We start from the raw sequence: 17148 nt of genomic DNA, 5'->3' as shown, positions 1-17148 counted from the left end.
GTTGCCGAAGTACTGTCCGCGGTACGGCCTAACATCTGGGTCATGTCGGTTGATCCTGGTTCGTCGAGCGTGCTGAACCTTCGCGAGCTGAGCCCACGGTACGAAGAGCAGCATCACAAGAGGTACGTCGACGTCCTTACAGACGCGGTGAAGCAGACCAGCGCCAGTGCACCCCGAAACATTGCCCTGACCGGGCCGTACGGCAGCGGCAAGAGCAGCGTTGTGGATGGCCTCAAACAACGGCTGGACGCGGAGGTCAAGACATGGTTCAGCCCCCGCCGGTCGAGTTCACGCGTGGTCAACATCTCGCTGGCGAGCCTCGGGACCAACGAGTCCACAGAAGCGGACGACGAGAAGACCTCCAACCGCATCCAGAAGGAGATCGTCAAGCAACTGCTCTACCGCGAGCCGGCAGCGCGAATGCCCTCATCGCGCTACCGACGGATCCAGCCCTTTCGTTGGTGGCCGGCCTTTGTCGGCGCCCTCTTCGTCGCGGGTGTCTTCTGGGCAGGCGTCGAGCTGATCGGCAAGCCTGCCCGCCTTGCTCACGATACGTCCACCTTGCTCGCGGCCGCGGCCCTGCTCGCACTCGTCGCGGTGGTCGCACAGTGGCGGCTAGCAGGACGCGTCTGGCTGGAGAAGTTCAGCGCCGGGCCAGCGACGGTGACGTTGTCCAAGCCCAGCAACTCCTACTTCGACGATTATCTCGACGAGATCGTCTACTTCTTCACCGCGACGAGTTGCCGGATCGTTGTCTTCGAGGATCTCGACCGGTTCAACAACGCACGCATCTTCGAGACTTTGCGCGGCCTGAACACAATCCTGAACAGTGCCCAGCAACTCAAGCCGAACGAGAGTCCTGTCAGGTTCGTCTACGCCGTCCGGGACAGCATCTTCGATCTTCTCGACGCGGACGCGGGGTCTGATGTCGAGGCAGCGGCCATGGTGGCGCCACGCTCCCATGGCCGGCCGGTAGAACCGCCGAGCACGAGCCGTACGAAATTCTTCGATCTCGTCATCCCCCTGGTTCCGTTCATCACCGCCCGGACGTCCCGAGACCTGTTGTCCCAGGTCATGCAGGCCAGCCCCGACTGTCCGGGCGCCGAAGTCATCAAGCTCGTCGCCGGCCACATCACGGACATGAGGCTCATCTACAACATCCACAACGAGTTCGAGGTCTTCAAGACCCAGATCCTCCCGGCCTATGGCGGGCTCCCAGGTCTTACCGCCGATCAACTCTTCGCCATGGTCGCCTACAAGAACCTGCACCTCAGCGACTTCGAGAAGATCCGAAGCGGCACCAGCGGACTCGACAAGGTCTACGACGCCTATCGATTCCTAGTCAACGAGCAGATCGCCAACCACGAGACGCGCATCGGCGAGCTCCGGGAGCACCTCGACAACGGCCAACTGTCACCGGAGCGATGCGCCGACCTCGGCGCCCGCCTCACGGCGTTCCTTCATGCAGTGGAGGAGCTCTATGGTCAGCCTCGCCCCGACTCGGAGGCAAAGCGGATCCAAGTGGCCGGTTCAGCTCATTACTCGCTGGCAGAAGCACAGTCTCCCGAGTTCTGGGCTGCAGCAGCCAATAGCTCGGGCGTCCAGCTATATCTCGCAGGCACCTGGCGATCCATGACATTGTCGAGTCTGCTCACAGGCGCGGGCATCACGACAACTCCCGAGGAACTACAGTCGGAATCCCACGCCAGCTGGACGGCGCAAATTAGCGACGCACAGGATGCCATCGCGGCGATCCGATGGGCCAACATGACCAAGATCCTCGCTGCCCAAGATCTGACGGTCGCCACAAATGGTGGACCGAAGCCGCTGAGGGCGGTCGCCGCGCAGGCTCTCGGTTCACCTCTGGCCATGGACCTGCTGACAGCCGGCTACATCGACGAGAACTTCGCGCTGTACGTCGCCCAGTACTACGAGACCCACTTGAGCGCGGCAGCCAAGAACTTCATCTTGCAGGTGACTGAACGCGGCGAACAGGACGTCGAGTACAGGTTCGGCCCGGCACACGACGTTCGCGACCTTCTGGAAGAGCTCGGCCCCGACTTCCTCGGCACCCGCAGCGCACAGAACATCGCAATTTTCGACTATCTCCTGACTGCGTCGCCGGCGCTCGCCGAGGTTGCAGTCGAGAACCTGACCCACGACGACAGCGACCCCGCGTTCATTCACAGCTACATCGCTCGGGGAGAGCACCCGAAACTGCTCATCAGCAAACTCAGCCCCATCTGGGACCAGACATTCACCTTCATCGCGGCGCTGGACGTACCGTCTGCCGACCTGTTGAACACCGCACTAGAACACTCCTCGCCGGACCGCTCCTACGCGACCAACGACGCCGTCGCGCGCATCGTCGACATCGAGGCGAGCACTCTGCCAGTGTTGACCACGGGCGGCGACGGCGACCCTCGAAACACTGCCGTGGTGCTCTCGCAACTCGGCGTGCAGTTGCAGGACGTCCAGCCACTCACGCGGAAGCTCCGCGACCAGGCGCGCGAGTTGAGCATCTACCGAGTCACTCGCTCGAACCTCGACGTGGTGGCCGGCGGTTCGACCGCCCTCGATGAGCTCCTGGCCCAGGACAAGGAGATCTTCATCCATGTGACGGCGAACATGTCCGACTACCTCCGCATCCTCGAAGACGATCAGGACATGCGCTCGATCGAGGATCCAGAGCGTTTCGACACCGTCCTCAATTCCCTGATGAACGTGTCCGAGGAATCGATCTCCACCCTCTTGCAGCGGTGTGCCCCTTCTTGCCAGGTCCACGATCTGAGAGACGTTCCGAAACAAGTCTGGCGGCCCGTCGTCGCAGAGCGTCGCTGTTCCACGAGTGCCAGGAACATCCTGAGCTACCTCGAGTCGTTCGGAGAGTTCGACGACCCGCTCGGACGACTGGTCGCGGAGGCGGGCAGCATCAGCGCTATCGCTGATGCGTCTGCAGAGCAGCGACAGGCGCTCGCCGTCCACATTGTCAACGCGGACTCGGTCCCACTCGAGCGGCTTGAGCCGCTGCTCGAGTCCTTGGAACTCGAGGCATCGCTACCTGCAGATGCCGTAATTCGTCAGATTGGCCCCGAGGTACCGAATCTCGTCGCCAAGCACCTACTGACCGACGGTCCGGACGCCTATGAGCTGGTCGCAGGAGAACGATGGCCGATCAGGCGCGATCTGATCTCAGCATCCGAGTCGTTCCCGGAGTACCTGGACCAGATCTCACTGACCGGTACGGAACTGGTCTCCCTCGTGACGGGAGGGATTGCGCCAGCGCGCGTGCGCACGGCAATCCTGGCCGATTCCAACCGCCTGACGCGACTGACCGCAGACGAAGCGACCCACATCAGCAGTTACCTTGCCGCTGGAGGGATCCGGATTCCCTCCAGCTCGCTAGTTGCTCTCACCACCGCCGGTGCCGAGCCCTACCCTGTCCTGCAGCTGCTGGTCAACCAGGTCGATACCCTGACTGCCGCCGAAATAGGTCACTTCTTCGGCGCGATGCCGGCCCCCTACAACGCGATCTCGTCGTCAGACCCCGTCAGCCCGGCAACGGTTCCGGACACTCATCGCGACCTCTTCGAGCAGCTCAAGTCAGCCGGCCATCTCCACTCCTTCGAGAAAGTCCGCAACAAACCACTCCTCCGAGTCGCCCGACTCGCGTGAGCGGCGCAGCCCCACTCTCGCTACTGTGCTTCGTGCGGCGGATCCGTTCGCGCTCCCCGACCTCGACCGTGTCGAAGTACTCGAGGCGATGGCCGTGGTCTTTCTGACAGACGGGGATAGTACGGCGCTGGTATCGATCGCCGGCGTTTTGGGGCGGCACCTGCGGTGTAGTCAGGCTCCTGGCCAAGCGTCCCGGCGCGTGAGACCTGCCAGCTGACTTGCGGCAAGCGCGGTTGGTTTGGGTTTGCCGCTCGTCTGACCCGAAATTTGGAGTTTCCGTTGTACCAGCGGTACTGGGGCGATGATCGTCCGGTCGATCTTCTGCCGGCGGCGACTCCGACCACTGCCTCGCGGCCAACCGCCCGCGGGCAGTCGACCCTGGGCGCCAGCAGGGGCACTGCGACAGGTCATCGCTGGCTCCCGACCCAGAGTGGTCGCATGCGCCGGATTGCTCGATCGCTGTCTCGCACAGTTGAGCCGAGCAGCACTCGCAATTGGGGCAGGGTCGCCGGCGTCCCAAGTTTGTTGGGTCACTCATCGGAGCCTGTCAGCGATGGCTCTGCCAAGGTTGGAGGCGGCAGCCTTATCCGGATGGTTGCGGCTCGTTGGAAGGTGTAGGGGCTCTAGGTCACGAATCCCGATCTCCCAGCTCGCGGTCCACTCTTCAGTTGAGCGTGGTTCGACTCCCATGACCCGGCAGTAGGTCACCTCCCGAAGCGGGATGAGTCGCGCGTCGATCGTCGGGCGGGGATCTTGCCTGTTCGAGCCGTCGAGCTCCCAGTCCGGAATCACGTTGGCCAGGCTCGCTGTCACAAGACCGACATCGGTCAAAGCGACGTACCGCCACGTAGTCACAGGGTCGCCGTTGTCGGCTCGGCTCTGGGCTTTGATGGATAAGGCGCTGTGGATCGCGCTGTTGCCCACCAGCGAGGCCACGACTTGAAGAACGACGGTAGGCGGCTCCAGCTGTTCTTCCGGCCCGCTCAGCGACTTCAGTACCGCGCGCAACTGGTCGAGGCTGATCTCCATCAGGTGCTCTTCTTTGACGATGCTCCGCCTGCCGAAGACGTCGGCGGAGGAGGCGGAGGCGGCTTGCTAATCGACTCTGGCGGTTTCGGCGGGGCCGGCTTCCAGCCGCCTTTGACTGATCGTTGGCTCTTGGCATTCGGCACGATGTCTACTTTCCCGTTGTGGTAGGCCTGCCCCCGGACGAGGGTGGCGGGGGCGGTGGGTTTCGAGGCCGTACCGGTGGGCCAACCACCTTGGGTTTCCACCCTCGCTCCTCTGTCGGACCAGGCGTGGCCGGCCTGCTGTGGATCGGGTTATTTCTTGGCACTGGTCGGGCCGCCTTTGCTGGATTTTGGGGGTGCCGGAACGAACTGGCCGGATCCGGTGTCGCGCTTCACCCATTCGCTTGATTCGCCGCTCTTCTTGGCGACGGTCTTACCGGTGGTCTTCTTCTTCGCGGCCGGTGGTGTTGCCCGGTATCCGCCGTGTCCTGGTGGGAGGTTCTTAGCCATCGGGTTGCCCTCCTTCGGCTTGGTTCTCCAGTGTGAGCTGATCAGCGGAGTCGAGAGAGATCAGTTCGATCGAGATAGCGGAGTCACAGGCCACAACAACACCTTCGGAGTCGGGGATTGGATCGCCGATCCGGCCGTCCGCGTCGACGGTGTAGCAGTACTCGAGGAACAGCTGGTGCTTCTCCGGGAACGACGAGCTGTAGGAGTTTTCGCCGTAGTACCCGGCGATCCACTTCTCCTGGGAGGTAAGGATCCGGACGAAGCAGGGGCTGCGGTCCTGGAACGCCTTGTCCCAGGCTGTAGGTGTCGGGTCGTACGACAGCCGGTTGGTGAACCAGCGGCAGATCTTGGCTTCATGGAGCCAGGCTGTGTGGTCGTCGGAGAGCCGGAACAGCGCTAGTACGGCCGGAAGGACGAACCCGCCGGCCAGCCCGATCGCGGCCCCGAGCCGGGGGTGATGGATCAGGGCACCGGTTCCGCCTGCTGCGTCGACCAGCGTCCGGCCGCCGATGATCAGGTAGGTCAGGCCAAAGATTGCCGACCACACGATCGCGCCGACGAGTCTCGTCGACAGGTCGACGTCGGTTGGCCGGCGACCGCGCAGGTTGACCCGGACGCCTTGGTAGACGAAGCCCGGCACGACGAACAACAGCAAGATCAGCAACTGGGTGCTCGTCGACGGGATCGACACCTAGCCTCCTCCTGTCTTCTGAGGTACTGATGGGAGACTGCACGCCGGGCGCCAAGGATGTTTTCGCCATCCTTGGCGCCCGACTTGGTTCAGTTTTCGCGGCGGACACCCTTGAACGGCTTGCCGTCGGCCTTGCCGTCCATGAACTTCCCGGATCCGGTGTCGCGCTTCACCCAGCCGGAGGGGGTGCTGACCTGCGAGCGACCGGTGACTGCTCCGCGGCGGCTGCCGCTGCCAGTGTTCTTTGCCATGAGTACTGCTCCTTTGGTGCTGGTCGCCGGGTCCCTGATTGGACTCGGCTCTACACCCTTTGGTGTATGTGCCGAAGTGGCGACTACCCCCCAGACTTCCGTTGGATTTTTTGGCGGATCCGGGCGGCCCGTGCGACGGCGTTGGCCGCCCTGGTGGTGGAGACGGTTCGACGAGCAGCCTTGGCTTTCGGGGTCCCCAATGACGACCGCTCGATCTTGGATCTGATGTCGCTCATGCGCCTCTTTCCTTGCGGAGCCGGCCACGCTGGTTGGCGATGGCCCGTTCGACGGTCTTCGGCGTGATGCCTAGTTCTTCTGCGATCTCGGTCTGTGTCGTCCCGACGGCCATCAGTTGGAAGATCCTGCGGTCGCGAGGGCTCATCCGGCCCAGCAGTTCGATGCCGGTCATCTGGTCGATAACCAGCTGCTCCGGGTCGGGGTCTTGCCTCCGCAGTTGCTGCAGCGGGTCGGGGTCGGGGCTGGTCGTGTCGTTCGGGGCGTCGTGGAGGAGCCACTGGCGGTAGATGTTCGGGAACCGCATCAGGCACTGCCCGATGAAGAAGGTCCGCAGCGAGGCACCCCGCCGGTAGTCCCACTTTCCAGCAGCAAGAACCGTACGGAAATGGAACAACGCCACTCCCACCGTCTCCTGGGCCAGGTCCTCGACCAGGTCCGCATCATCAAACGCTCCTCGAGGCGGTTCCTTCAGACCGCCGTACCCTCGTTGCAGGCAGTAGTGCCGGATGAGGCCGCGCCGGATCCAGGACCCGATCACCGCCAGGCCGTACTTAGCCATCTCGCGCTCGAACTCGAGGTAGTCCAGGCCGTGGAAGTTCTGGAAGGCCAGACCCGTGACCAGATCGAAGTCAGCCGCCAGGCGGTCGACACGATCCGCTCCATCTACTTCCGCAGCGTCGATGTCGGCAGCATCACCTGCCCATTTCGATGCCAGGCCTACGTCTGGTTCTAACGGCGCGGCGGAACCTGCCGGCGGCTTCACCAGCTGCTCCTGACGGGCCGGTGACATGACCAACCTCTCTGGCGGGGTGACCACGACTCCGTCGGGGTCACCCCTTCATATGTGCTGCTTTCTCGATTCCCCCCCAACCTCACGCAAAGTTTTTTCTGGGCGCAGCTGAGTGACCCGCCGGTCGCCTGAAATAGGCCTGCTACCGGCGGAGTGTGAGCGGCCTCGCTCGTTGGGCCTGGCGGCGCAACAAGGCGCACGCGGTCGTCTCCGGGCGGCACACAGCCACCCGAGAACCCGTTACTGGGCATGGTTCGACTTTCGGCACGCCTGCGAAGTTAGCTGTCGGGTTCGGGCTGAGAGTCAATAGCCCGGTCCGCTCCCGCGGACTTCACCCCAGGGACCCGACCACTCACGGTCGAGACCCAACTTCCTGGGTCCCCCACCCCTGCCACGGGCTTGTTTCGAGGGGAGTACGCACGCCTGGCAGGGCTCGGCGTTGACGTGCATACGGTTCGTCGCATTCGGTGAACCACCCATCAAGGTATAACAGAATGATCACGACGCAAAGACACTTATCCACAGGGCGCGTCGGTACCGGTTCCGTGCTTTGGTCACCTACAAATCCGCTGGTCAGGCACCCATTTCCGCAATGACCCGAGTGGCGCCGGACGAACTCCAACGCTGCTCACAGGTGGCGCCACCGCGAGCGGAAGCGCGTTGTGAACCTGGAAGGGCATCAACTGCCACCCCGCCGACCTCCACGATCCCGGACGCAGCGCCGGACGGCGCGGCGGCTGCCGTTTACCACCGCCGGGTAGCCGCGGCCTAGTTCACGCGGTGCCGACCTTGGGCTGTGTCGTCAGGTCGACGGCCGGCCCGCAGACTGCTGCCAGGTAACGATCGCCGATGTTTCAAGGCTGGTGTTGACCTCAGAGGTCGTCTGGCTCTGGTCGGTGGGTGGTGCGGGAGCAGCCAAGGTGTGAACTCCATTCGCGGAGGCGACGGAGGGCGTGTTCTAAGTCGCGGTGGAAGGCGAGAGGGTCGGAGGGGGCGGCGTCTTCCAAGTAGCAGGATTCCCAGAATGTGCGTAGGGCGGAGAGCTCTTCGGTGATGGCGCCGTGCTGGTGCCAGCACGGGGGGACGACTTTGTGGTCGAGGCGGTAGCGGGTGATGAACCACTGGACCCAGTCCATGAGGCGGTCGAGCTCTTCAGTGACGGTGACGTCGTCCAGGTCGCGCCAGCAGACGACGAAGGGATCGTCGATGGCGGCACCTGACATCGACAGGGCGCGGATCAGGTCGTCTTGAGAGGTCATCGCGCACCTGTCGCTTCATCGATGCTTCGTTGGATCTGGTCGGCGTCGGATCGGGCTGTCCACGGTGTCATCTCGAGGAGGATGGGTGGGGCGGTTCGGGCGAGGAGAACGCCGGTGCCGAAGGGGAGGGTTCTGAGGACGTCGGGTGGCAGGATCGGGATGCGGCGGGTGCTGGTGGAGACTGTTTTGGCGCCGTCGCTGCCGCGGCTCCAGTTGCGGATTTCTTCGTCGCGTTCGCCGCAGACGGCAGCGAGGTCTTGGAGGTCGCGAGGTTGGGCTGAGCCGCCCAGGATGAGGCGGAGGGTGGCTGCGTCCCACATGGCGGCTGCGGCTTGTTCGCCCCAGCGGTCTCTTGCTTGGGCGAGGGATTGGATGACGACCATTGTGGAGATCCCGGAGCCACCGCCATCGGCCATCAAGGCCGGGAGCGACGGTACGGCGCAGAGGTTGGCGATCTCGTCGAGGATCATGCTCAGCGGTGGCTCTAGGCGGCCGCCCAGGTTGCCGGCAGCGTTCTGGCGGGCAGTCTCGGTGATGTCTTCAAGCAGGGCTGCGATGAAGGACGATGTGGCGCTGGCGCCGACTCCGGTTCCGAGGAGGTAGATGGTTCCGCGGTCGCGCAGGAAGGATTCTGGATCGAGGCCTTCGCCGGGCGGTGGATCGAAGGCTTTGCGTACCGCGGGGTCGGCCAAAGCGGATAGCGCGGATCGAACGCCGGCCCAGATCGCGTCACGTGTCCGGCTGTCCATCCTCACGATGCCGTCGAGGGTGTCGCCCCATCCTTCGGCGGCGTTCTCTGACCTGTTGAGGATGGCGACGGCTTCGATTGCCGATGCGGGTTCGAGGCTCCAGCGGTAGAGCTGGCCGATGCCGGATTCGTCGATGGCAGCAGCGTGGAGGAGACCTCGCAGGGCCATCTCTGTTTGGCCGTGCCAGAAGGCGCCGTCAGAGACGCCGCCTTTGGTGAAGCCAGCGCCGGCTGCGAGGCCACTGGCTCGGACGATTGCTGTGGTCGGGTTTTCGCAGCCGCGGATTGGTGACCAGCGGATGCCTTCTACCGAGCCGAGTCCTTGGGGGTCGAAGATCGCGACCGGGCCTGTGTTGCGTCGTAGGCCGATGGTCGCCACCAGGTTGTCTGGGCGGGTAGACGTCGTGACGACGGCTCCCGGGGCGTCGATGATTGATCCGATCACCTGGTGCAGACCTTTGCCCGAGCGGGGCGGGCCGACGTAGATGAGGGAGTCCTCGACCGAGGCCCAGCAGGCGACCCCCGACGACCGGCCTAGCAGCAACCCGACGTCCCTGGCAGATGTGGTCGCCAGGAGAGGTCTCGCCGACCTGCCACGCCGTAGGACCTGCCGGCGGCCGACTGCGAGTTGGGTGTCCGCGCGAGTGGCGAGGCCAGGTCTTCTGGCCAAAGCCCTTGTACGGCTGGCGATGCTTGCCGTGCGGCGGAGCCAGACTCGGTGGGCCACGAGTGCTCCACATGCTGGCAAGGCGGCGAGCGTCGCCAGGACAAGCCAATAGAGGACCGGGTCCAAGGCAGGTTGACCGAAGGCAACCCCAGGTCGGCCAGGATCGGCAAGCACCTTGAAGCCCGAACTCCACGGGGCTTGTATCCAGCCTCCCGTCATCAGCCAGCAGGCGATTCCACCGGCCGTGTGGAAGACGCCGGCGAAAGCCATCAGGACTCCGAGTCCTGCCAGCAGGAGGTCGGTCATGTCCGGATGAGTTCGATTGGTTGGTGGGAGCATCGCTCTACATCCGGGAGTCGGTGTCGAAGAGCTCGGCTTCGCGGGCATGGCGGATGAGCTGTACTACGAATGACCGGCTGGGCAGACGCCAGAGAGCGCGGCCCTTCGGAAGCTTGGCGATCGTCGCGATCTCGACGTCGGTGAGGCCAAGAAGTGTCGCCGTACGCGCCAGCTGGTCGGGTTCTTGCCGGAGCATGACGCGTGTCGAGCAGTCCGCGAGCAGGCCTTCCGCCAAGGCGCGGGATTCGGAGCCGGCGTCGCCCACGGCGGCTAGGTCCGATAGGCGGTGCACGATCAGAACGTTGGAGACGCCCCAGGCTCGTGACAGCTTCCATTGCTCCTGCATCCGGCGTAGCAGGGCAGGGTCGCGCATCACCCGCCAGCCTTCGTCGTACACGATGAAACGCTGTCCTCCCGAAGGGTCAGCAACGGCGGCTTCCATCCACGACGAAGCGCAGGCGAGCGCCAGCCTGAGCGCATGGTCGTTACCCCCTGAGCCGATTCGCGACGAGTCCAGCGTCACCATCGGGAGTGTCGGATCGAACTGTGTGGTCGACGGTCCGTCGAACATGCCGGCCAGGTCGCCGTGGACGAGCCGCCGGATCGCATGAGCGACCTCACGCGCGTCACCGCTGAGGCTCTCGGACCTCAAACCATGCCGCGCAGCTTGGTCACGGTCGGGGTCAAACAGGGCGGTGACAACGTCCGGAATCGTCGGCGACTGCGCAGCGCTGGACGCGGTCTCGAGCGCCAAGTCAACGGAGGTGTGTTCAACTGCGGTCATCGGCCGGCCAAGGGTCGACTCAGCGAGGGTGCCGAGAAGTGCGCGGCGGCGCGACCAGATGACACGCCGCCATTCCTCGGTACTCACGATGCTGGGGCGTTCCCCGGCATCCAGCGGATTGAGTCGGGTCGGCATCCCGGGGCCAAGCTTGATGCTCGTACCTCCGATCGCTTCGGCGACGGCCGTCCACTCCCCCTTCGGATCGCACGGCACGTAGGCACGATGCCCAAGTGCGATCGATCGCGTAATCAGCGCTTTCGCGGTCGTGGACTTTCCACTACCGATCACTCCGGCGATCAGCATGTTGGGATTGGTGATGACCCGGGACTGATAGAGCACCCACGGGTCGTAGACGAAGGAACCACCGCTGAACACATCAGAGCCGAGGTACGTCCCATCCGTCCCGAGACCACTCTCGGCGAGGAACGGGTACGCGACGCGGAGGACCCGGGTCGTCGCTCGATGCGGATCGACCAGCAGCGGACGCGGACGCAGGATGCCCGTTGGTCCGTCAACTGATTCAGCCAAATCGTCAGGCACCGATGAGGCCACGGTCTTGCGTGCATTGGTCAAGGCCCGCCGGTTCGCCAACCGCGCTCGTCGACTGCCACCAGCTGGCTCATACAGGCCGGCGCTGCGCCGGCCCATCATCCGAGGCCGATTCCGAATGGCAGGGCCGCCGCGATAAAGCCCTCAAGCTGCTGCCCGACCAAACGGCGAAGGTCTATCAGTGCCTGCGCGCCGGCGATCTCGAGCTCTGTGCACGCTTCCTCGAGTGCCTCGTCGGTGTCACCGGAAACAACCAGCAGACCCAGCCAGCGAACGTCGCCGTGTCCTGCCGCGAGGTCCTTCTCTCGCTGGATGACGTCGGCATCCACCAGACGGTCCTCTTCAGTCTCGAGTTGGCCGATCCTGGCTCGAGTCGCCCGGTCAGTGATCCGCTCGACTCGATGCCTGCGCGCGTCACGTAGCGCCTTGGAGATCGGTATCGGCTGAAGCACGATCGAAAAGGTGCGCCTGATGCCAGGCCTCAAGAGCAAAGGGCTCAAGAACGACGGCGTGGCACGAACCCGTGGCCACTCGGCGACTACGTACACCCGATGGAGCGACGAGTCTGTTCGCAGCTGGTCCCAACCAGTCTCCACAGCCAGGGGCCCGGCGCCGGACGGGTCAAGTACCTCAGTACTCGGGATCGTCCTTGTCGCCGCCGGATCGAAGGCCACGCGCAAGCTCATGGCCAGCTCAGGAGCATCGAGCCAGCAACCAGCGACGCCCGCGGCCCCGAAGGATGTCTGAAAAGCACGCGCCTCCGACCCCAACACAGCCATCGCACCAGCCATCCCACCGCCGTGCTTTCGGATCTCCTTCGAGACGGCATCAAGGTTGAGCGCGAACGAGAAGAGAGTCTCGTGCTTCGCCGACGCCGGCGCAGCACGCTTCAGAAGATCCTGGTAGATCGCCCCAGCCGCCGTCCCCGGATCGACGTGCCGCTGCTTGGCCCATTCCCCCAGCCCGTCTCCCGAGTCCGGCAGGGTTCGTTCCAGAATCTGGGCGCGGCCGATGCGGCCACTTTGGCAGAGCCCGGCGATCAAGCGCCCGTACGCCGTGACCCGCCGCTCCTGCTCGTCGGAGTTCTGCAGTAGGTGGGCTGGTCCTTCGATCCGCGCGACCGCCACGAGTCGGCGACGACGGGGGTCATGGATCGCGGCGATCGAGGAGCGAGCATCGATCACCTTCAATGCCCCATCCTGCCCGGGAATGTGAATCGTCCCGTGGCTCCTCGGCCTCATCAGGCCTGCCCGATACGACTGCCTTCCACTGAGAGCGCGAACGCCGTACAGCGTGCGGAGCATTGCCCATCGGTACGCCGGAAGCCCGTCAAGGCGCGCGAAGGCACCGGCCACCGTCACGACTGCAACGACGAGCCCCACAACCTTTGCACCGGGCGTCAGACCACCGAAGGCGACCAATGCCGCGCACAGCACGGAGAAGGCGAGCAGGGCGATCTGAGCCGGCCGAAGTCCCAGCAGGACTGTTGTACGCTGCGGCCGGGGGAATCTGGTTGAGATTGCGTCGCGTGGCGTCATGTTTCATCACCTCGAGATGACTCCTGCGAGCTCGACTGCTCATCCCCTGATGGCCCTTCGACCGAGACCTGGCTTGTCGCAACGGCAATCGCCGATCCACCGCCGCTGCTGGGTGCCGTCGGGCTTTCGGCGGTTGGAGATCCATCGGAGCCCACAGGGCCGCTGAACTGACCGCCTGGCGCATCGTTGGAGGAGTTGGCCGAGTCGTCGTCGACATCGTCGGCAACGTCGGTGTCGCTGCTGGAGATCGGCGTCGTCTCTCCATCGTTCGAGCCGCCGAACTGATCGGCCTTGAATTGCAGCGCTTGGTCTACGTGGCCTCGTGCGGCAGCTGCCCCCGCGGCGCCTTGCTGCATAGCTTGCGCAGCGACATATCCCTGGTCACCGGCCCAGTGAATGAAGGAGAAGGTCACCATCGGCGCGAACGCCGCCATGGCAACCAGCAACGCTCCGGCGAGAAAGTCTCCAAGGTTTGCGGGGGAAGCTGGGTTGTCGGCTCCGCTGGCTGAGATGCCCACCGCGAAGACGACAGCCATCGCAATCTTGGAGAAGAGCAATGCGGCGATGACCTCGATATATCGTCGGAGCCAGTGCCTGATGGCCGACCACGTCCAGCTGAGTAAGGCGATCGGTACGAAGATGCCGAAGGCAATCAGAGCGACGTCGCGCAGAAGCATCACGAAATACAAGGACAGCATGGCGACGAGCGTCATGAAGATCGCCAGGAGCAGAAAGCCACCCAGTGTTCCCGCGCTCAGCAGCACTGTTGTGTCTGTCATCCAGCGAAGCTTGTCCGCGGTGACTTGACTACCGAGGATAGCCACCGAGATCTCGTCGACGATCTTGCCGCAACTCGCCATGACCGCTATCGCGACCGGGACGCCGGCCGTGCCGATCAGCGCCCCCACTAGCGCTCTCCCGAGGCGTGCGGGTTCGCGACGTACGGCGGCCGAGATGCATTGCAATACGAAGACAGCCACAAGCACGGGCAACGAGATCATCACCATCAGGTCGAGGTTCTTCGTCCACCATTCCTGGTTGAACTGAGGTGTAGTGCTGGTACTGAAGGCGTTGAAGACCGTTGCCGAGAAGTCGGCCAGGCCACGCGCCATCCAGTTCAGGAAGGAGTCCCAGGTCGCGCTGGCCCCAGCGCTCGCCACGTTCTCGACTAGGCAACTTGTCGGGTTGAGTAAGCAATCGCTCCAAGCCATGGTCAGCCTCTCTGATCAGCCGATCGGGATGCCGCTGAAGAACCGGATGATCGACGGCGCGGAAATCACGAGAGCAGCCGCGACGGCCGAGATGAGGCAGCCCCACTTGCCTTTGCCGGAGTAGGTCGCGTTGCTGTTGATGCTGCCTCCTGCCCAAGCGATGACTCCGACCACGAAGATGGCGACGCAGACGACGAGGCTGAATGTTTGCAGCGCTCCAACCAGGTGGCGAAGCGCTGGTAGGCCGGGTAGTCCGTCGCTGTTGGGGCTGACGCCGGGATCCTGTGTCATCGGAATGGCTGAGATCTGGGCCATGAGGTTGTGGATCATGAGATGTCCCTTCCGGTGAGTACCGGTGTCATGTGCCGGGATAGATCGGGGGCGCCCAGCCGAGGTAGTCCGCGTTCCACTCGGACTCGACTGCTCCGGTCTCGACGAGGTAGACGCCGCCGGCGCCTGGAGCGCGATCACCGATGTCGTTCGAGACGATGTGGCCGTCGCCGACATAGACCGCGACGTGTCCGTAAGGGCCGCCCGCGCTCCAGAAGAGCAACGCTCCCAGCGGAGGATGGTGGTCGCCTAGGTGTGCTTGTCCCGCCGTGACCATCGCGTTCCACTGCTCCGCGGCTGAGATGTACCCGGCGCGTGGACGGCCCCAGATGTTGGCCGCGAGTCTGGCGCAGAGCTGGTAGTAGCCGGTGTGCCCGACGAGCGACAGAGCGCGCGCTACAGCTTGCTGGGCGCCAGGCAACTCGCTCGTGTCGGTGAACTGCCACCCCCCGCAGGATGCAGGCGGCTTGCCAGCCAGCTGCCTCGCTAGGTCGAAGTTCCGGCGATAGTTGCTGCCGTCCGATGAGGCCGACCGTTGGACTGCCTGCGCGGCCGCCCACGGCTCCATCGCGTCCCACCCCGGCACGTTGGACAACGCTTTGAAGAACAGCTCCGACGAACCGACCGGACTCATCCGGACCTCCAGCGGCCCCCAGCCGTCCCGTTGCTGAAAGAGGCCACGCGAGTCCGGGCCGGCGGAATCACCGTGATCGACGTTGCGCAGAGTCGACTCGGTCAGAGCCGTCATCACACCGATGACCTGGCCGTCACGATCGAACCCGAGGCGGGCTCCGACAGCGAGGATCGTGGTCAGGTTTTGGCTCTGCTCGGCGTCAAGGCTGCTGTCGTCGCCCGACGCGGTCGCTGCACATTGGTTTGCGGCTCCGCCTGAGACAGCGATCGGTACGAGGAGGCAGGAACCCGCCAGTATTACCGCGCCGGCCATCGCGCCCGCGAGAATCACTGCGGTGCCTCACTGCTGGCCGACCAGAACCTGCACTGGGGCTGGCAAACCACGGCCACCGTCGCCTGGCGCGTCGCCGTTGACGTGGTCCCGTCAACTACACTGCTCTGCGTCGCCCGTACGAGGTAGCTGTGCCAGCCGGCCGGCGCCCGAGGATCGTGCTCGAGAGCCTTCAACTGAGGGGTCACATCGGCGGTCGGCGACGACACGCTCGCCTTGGCTCCGTGAAGCTTGAGTTGCCTGAACTGCTCTTCGTACGGCAGAAGGGTCCGAGCGATCCGAGCTGCCGCACTGTCCATCGGGTCTGCGAAGACGCTCACCGCATCCCGCCAGGTGTAGTAATCGTGCGCTGCGGTGTCGTAGGTCCAGACCGCTGTGGCGTACGCAAGCGCGAACGCCTTCGGATCCGTCGTCGTCGGACGACGCCACGCATCGAGCACCGGCGCCGATTCACCGATGCCATCAGTGTCCTCGCTCGACGGGACCTCGCCGACAACTTGGCCGCTCCGGCCATCTTGCTCAGCCGGGCGGTTCTGCCAGCGAAGAACCAAGCCGACGACCAGGACCAGGGAAAGAAGTGCGATCGAGATCGCGACCGCTCGCTTGGTGCTGAGGACATGCTTCATGTTCAGATCTCCCGACGTCGATCTGCGGTTCGGAGTTTGACGATGAGGCTGTCCGCCAACGCAGGCGGGATGATCCGCACGGCGCCTAGCACGCGGACGTAGACCCGCGCCTGGCGGACGTAGTACCGCACCAGCCAGTTACGTCGGCGAACAGCCAGATGAGTTGTGTTCATGCGAACTCAACGGCTGGGCCTCGGCCGACTTGCACCTTCAAGCCGACCTCGCCAGGTCGACAGAGATCCCCTCGCGGCCGCTCGTCCCCGCACGCCCACCGGTGAACCAGAGATCCTTCCCGGCCGCAGCCCGCACCCAACGCCGGACGACCGGATCATCGAAGACCCGATCAGATCGCTGCCCACCCGCCAACCGTTCCAAAGCCGATGGATTGGCCGATCCACCACGCAGAAGCCACGCAAAGCCCTCGGCCTGTGACCGGCTCGCACCGGAATTGATGAGCCGGCTTCTGATCAAAGCCCGCTCGTACCGCGGCCCATCTCCAGCGATGACGATGTAGCGCCTCGCGACCGGATAGGCCAGGCCGCTACGACGCAGCTCCATCGCGATCTGATCCAAGAGCGATCCCAGCTCAGGCGCCGCGTCCTGAGCTTCGAACTCGGGAATGTGCTCCACTAGCGGATTCCGCTGGTTCCGCAGCACGTCGGCCCGTACTGCGTCCTTGAGGCGCCAGCGAACCGCGTTCGCCAAGTACCCCCAGGTGAAGCTGGTGTCCGGTGTCGCGGCCAGCTGCATGCAGCGCTCCCACGCGACATACCGCGCGATCTGTGCCGCCTCCTCTCCGCCGAGAGCGACCCGCAACCTGATAGGGACCGTCGCAACGACCCGCTCCTCGATCGCCATCGCCAGTCGCTCGCATGAAGTCGATGTCCAACCGGACTTCACTACGTTCACGAGAAGGTCCTGCAATTCGGCAGTCATTCGTCTCTCCCGCTCGATATCGGTGACTCGTAC

General features: G+C 64.3%; 16 protein-coding genes and 1 riboswitch. Of the genes, 1 reads left to right on the top strand and 15 read right to left on the bottom strand.

What is annotated here, in order from left to right; translation table 11 throughout:
• Positions 1-42 precede the first annotated feature (42 nt).
• Entirely contained in the window at positions 43-3675 is a 3633-nt protein-coding gene (locus ABD768_RS41160) for a YobI family P-loop NTPase (protein WP_344850177.1), read from the top strand.
• A gap of 534 nt (positions 3676-4209) precedes the next feature.
• On the opposite strand, the gene ABD768_RS41155 is transcribed toward ABD768_RS41160, so the two are convergent.
• From ABD768_RS41155 to ABD768_RS41085, 15 genes are all read right to left on the bottom strand, one after another.
• Positions 4210-4704, bottom strand: a complete 495-nt coding sequence (locus ABD768_RS41155; RefSeq protein WP_344850175.1) for a hypothetical protein — start codon at positions 4702-4704, stop codon at positions 4210-4212.
• A 293-nt stretch (positions 4705-4997) separates the two neighbouring features.
• Positions 4998-5195 carry a hypothetical protein gene (locus tag ABD768_RS41150; protein WP_344850173.1) on the bottom strand — a complete coding sequence of 66 codons (198 nt, stop codon included), beginning with the start codon at positions 5193-5195 and terminating at the stop codon, positions 4998-5000.
• Entirely contained in the window at positions 5188-5886 is a 699-nt protein-coding gene (locus tag ABD768_RS41145) for a DUF6338 family protein (RefSeq protein WP_344850171.1), read from the bottom strand. Before ABD768_RS41145 ends, ABD768_RS41150 begins: the two co-directional genes overlap by 8 nt.
• A gap of 89 nt (positions 5887-5975) precedes the next feature.
• Positions 5976-6137, bottom strand: coding sequence for a hypothetical protein (locus ABD768_RS41140; protein WP_344850168.1), 162 nt, complete (start codon positions 6135-6137; stop codon positions 5976-5978).
• Between the two features lie 232 nt (positions 6138-6369).
• Entirely contained in the window at positions 6370-7164 is a 795-nt protein-coding gene (locus ABD768_RS41135) for an RNA polymerase sigma factor (protein WP_344850166.1), read from the bottom strand.
• A 253-nt stretch (positions 7165-7417) separates the two neighbouring features.
• Positions 7418-7574: riboswitch (cyclic di-AMP (ydaO/yuaA leader) on the bottom strand.
• Between the two features lie 462 nt (positions 7575-8036).
• A complete protein-coding gene (locus tag ABD768_RS41130; protein WP_344850164.1) occupies positions 8037-8423 on the bottom strand; it encodes a hypothetical protein in 387 nt (128 codons plus the stop codon).
• Complete coding sequence (locus ABD768_RS41125) at positions 8420-10144, bottom strand: type IV secretory system conjugative DNA transfer family protein (RefSeq protein ID WP_344850162.1); 1725 nt, start codon at positions 10142-10144, stop codon at positions 8420-8422. The genes ABD768_RS41130 and ABD768_RS41125 overlap by 4 nt, the downstream gene beginning before the upstream one ends.
• Positions 10145-10181: 37 nt before the next feature.
• On the bottom strand, positions 10182-11501 hold the full coding sequence (locus ABD768_RS41120; protein ID WP_344850159.1) for a VirB4 family type IV secretion system protein: 1320 nt from the start codon (positions 11499-11501) through the stop codon (positions 10182-10184).
• Between the two features lie 107 nt (positions 11502-11608).
• Positions 11609-13048: an SCO6880 family protein gene (locus ABD768_RS41115; protein ID WP_344850157.1), complete on the bottom strand. Its 1440-nt coding sequence runs from the start codon at positions 13046-13048 to the stop codon at positions 11609-11611.
• A complete protein-coding gene (locus tag ABD768_RS41110; protein WP_344850155.1) occupies positions 13045-14208 on the bottom strand; it encodes a hypothetical protein in 1164 nt (387 codons plus the stop codon). Before ABD768_RS41110 ends, ABD768_RS41115 begins: the two co-directional genes overlap by 4 nt.
• Before the next feature lie 66 nt (positions 14209-14274).
• Complete coding sequence (locus ABD768_RS41105; RefSeq protein ID WP_344850153.1) at positions 14275-14589, bottom strand: DUF6112 family protein; 315 nt, start codon at positions 14587-14589, stop codon at positions 14275-14277.
• Positions 14590-14617: 28 nt separating this feature from the next.
• Entirely contained in the window at positions 14618-15553 is a 936-nt protein-coding gene (locus ABD768_RS41100; RefSeq protein ID WP_344850151.1) for a CHAP domain-containing protein, read from the bottom strand.
• Positions 15550-16179 carry a hypothetical protein gene (locus ABD768_RS41095; RefSeq protein ID WP_344850149.1) on the bottom strand — a complete coding sequence of 210 codons (630 nt, stop codon included), beginning with the start codon at positions 16177-16179 and terminating at the stop codon, positions 15550-15552. Before ABD768_RS41095 ends, ABD768_RS41100 begins: the two co-directional genes overlap by 4 nt.
• 2 nt (positions 16180-16181) lie before the next feature.
• Entirely contained in the window at positions 16182-16352 is a 171-nt protein-coding gene (locus ABD768_RS41090) for a hypothetical protein (RefSeq protein ID WP_344850147.1), read from the bottom strand.
• Between the two features lie 37 nt (positions 16353-16389).
• Positions 16390-17115 (bottom strand): hypothetical protein, encoded by a 726-nt coding sequence (locus ABD768_RS41085; RefSeq protein WP_344850145.1) that lies wholly within the window; start codon positions 17113-17115, stop codon positions 16390-16392.
• Between the last annotated feature and the right edge of the window lie 33 nt (positions 17116-17148).

This window comes from Kribbella ginsengisoli (assembly GCF_039537185.1).
Classification (GTDB): domain Bacteria; phylum Actinomycetota; class Actinomycetes; order Propionibacteriales; family Kribbellaceae; genus Kribbella; species Kribbella koreensis.
Note: the sequence above shows the minus strand (reverse complement) of the source record. Positions and strands in the feature narration are given on the sequence as shown.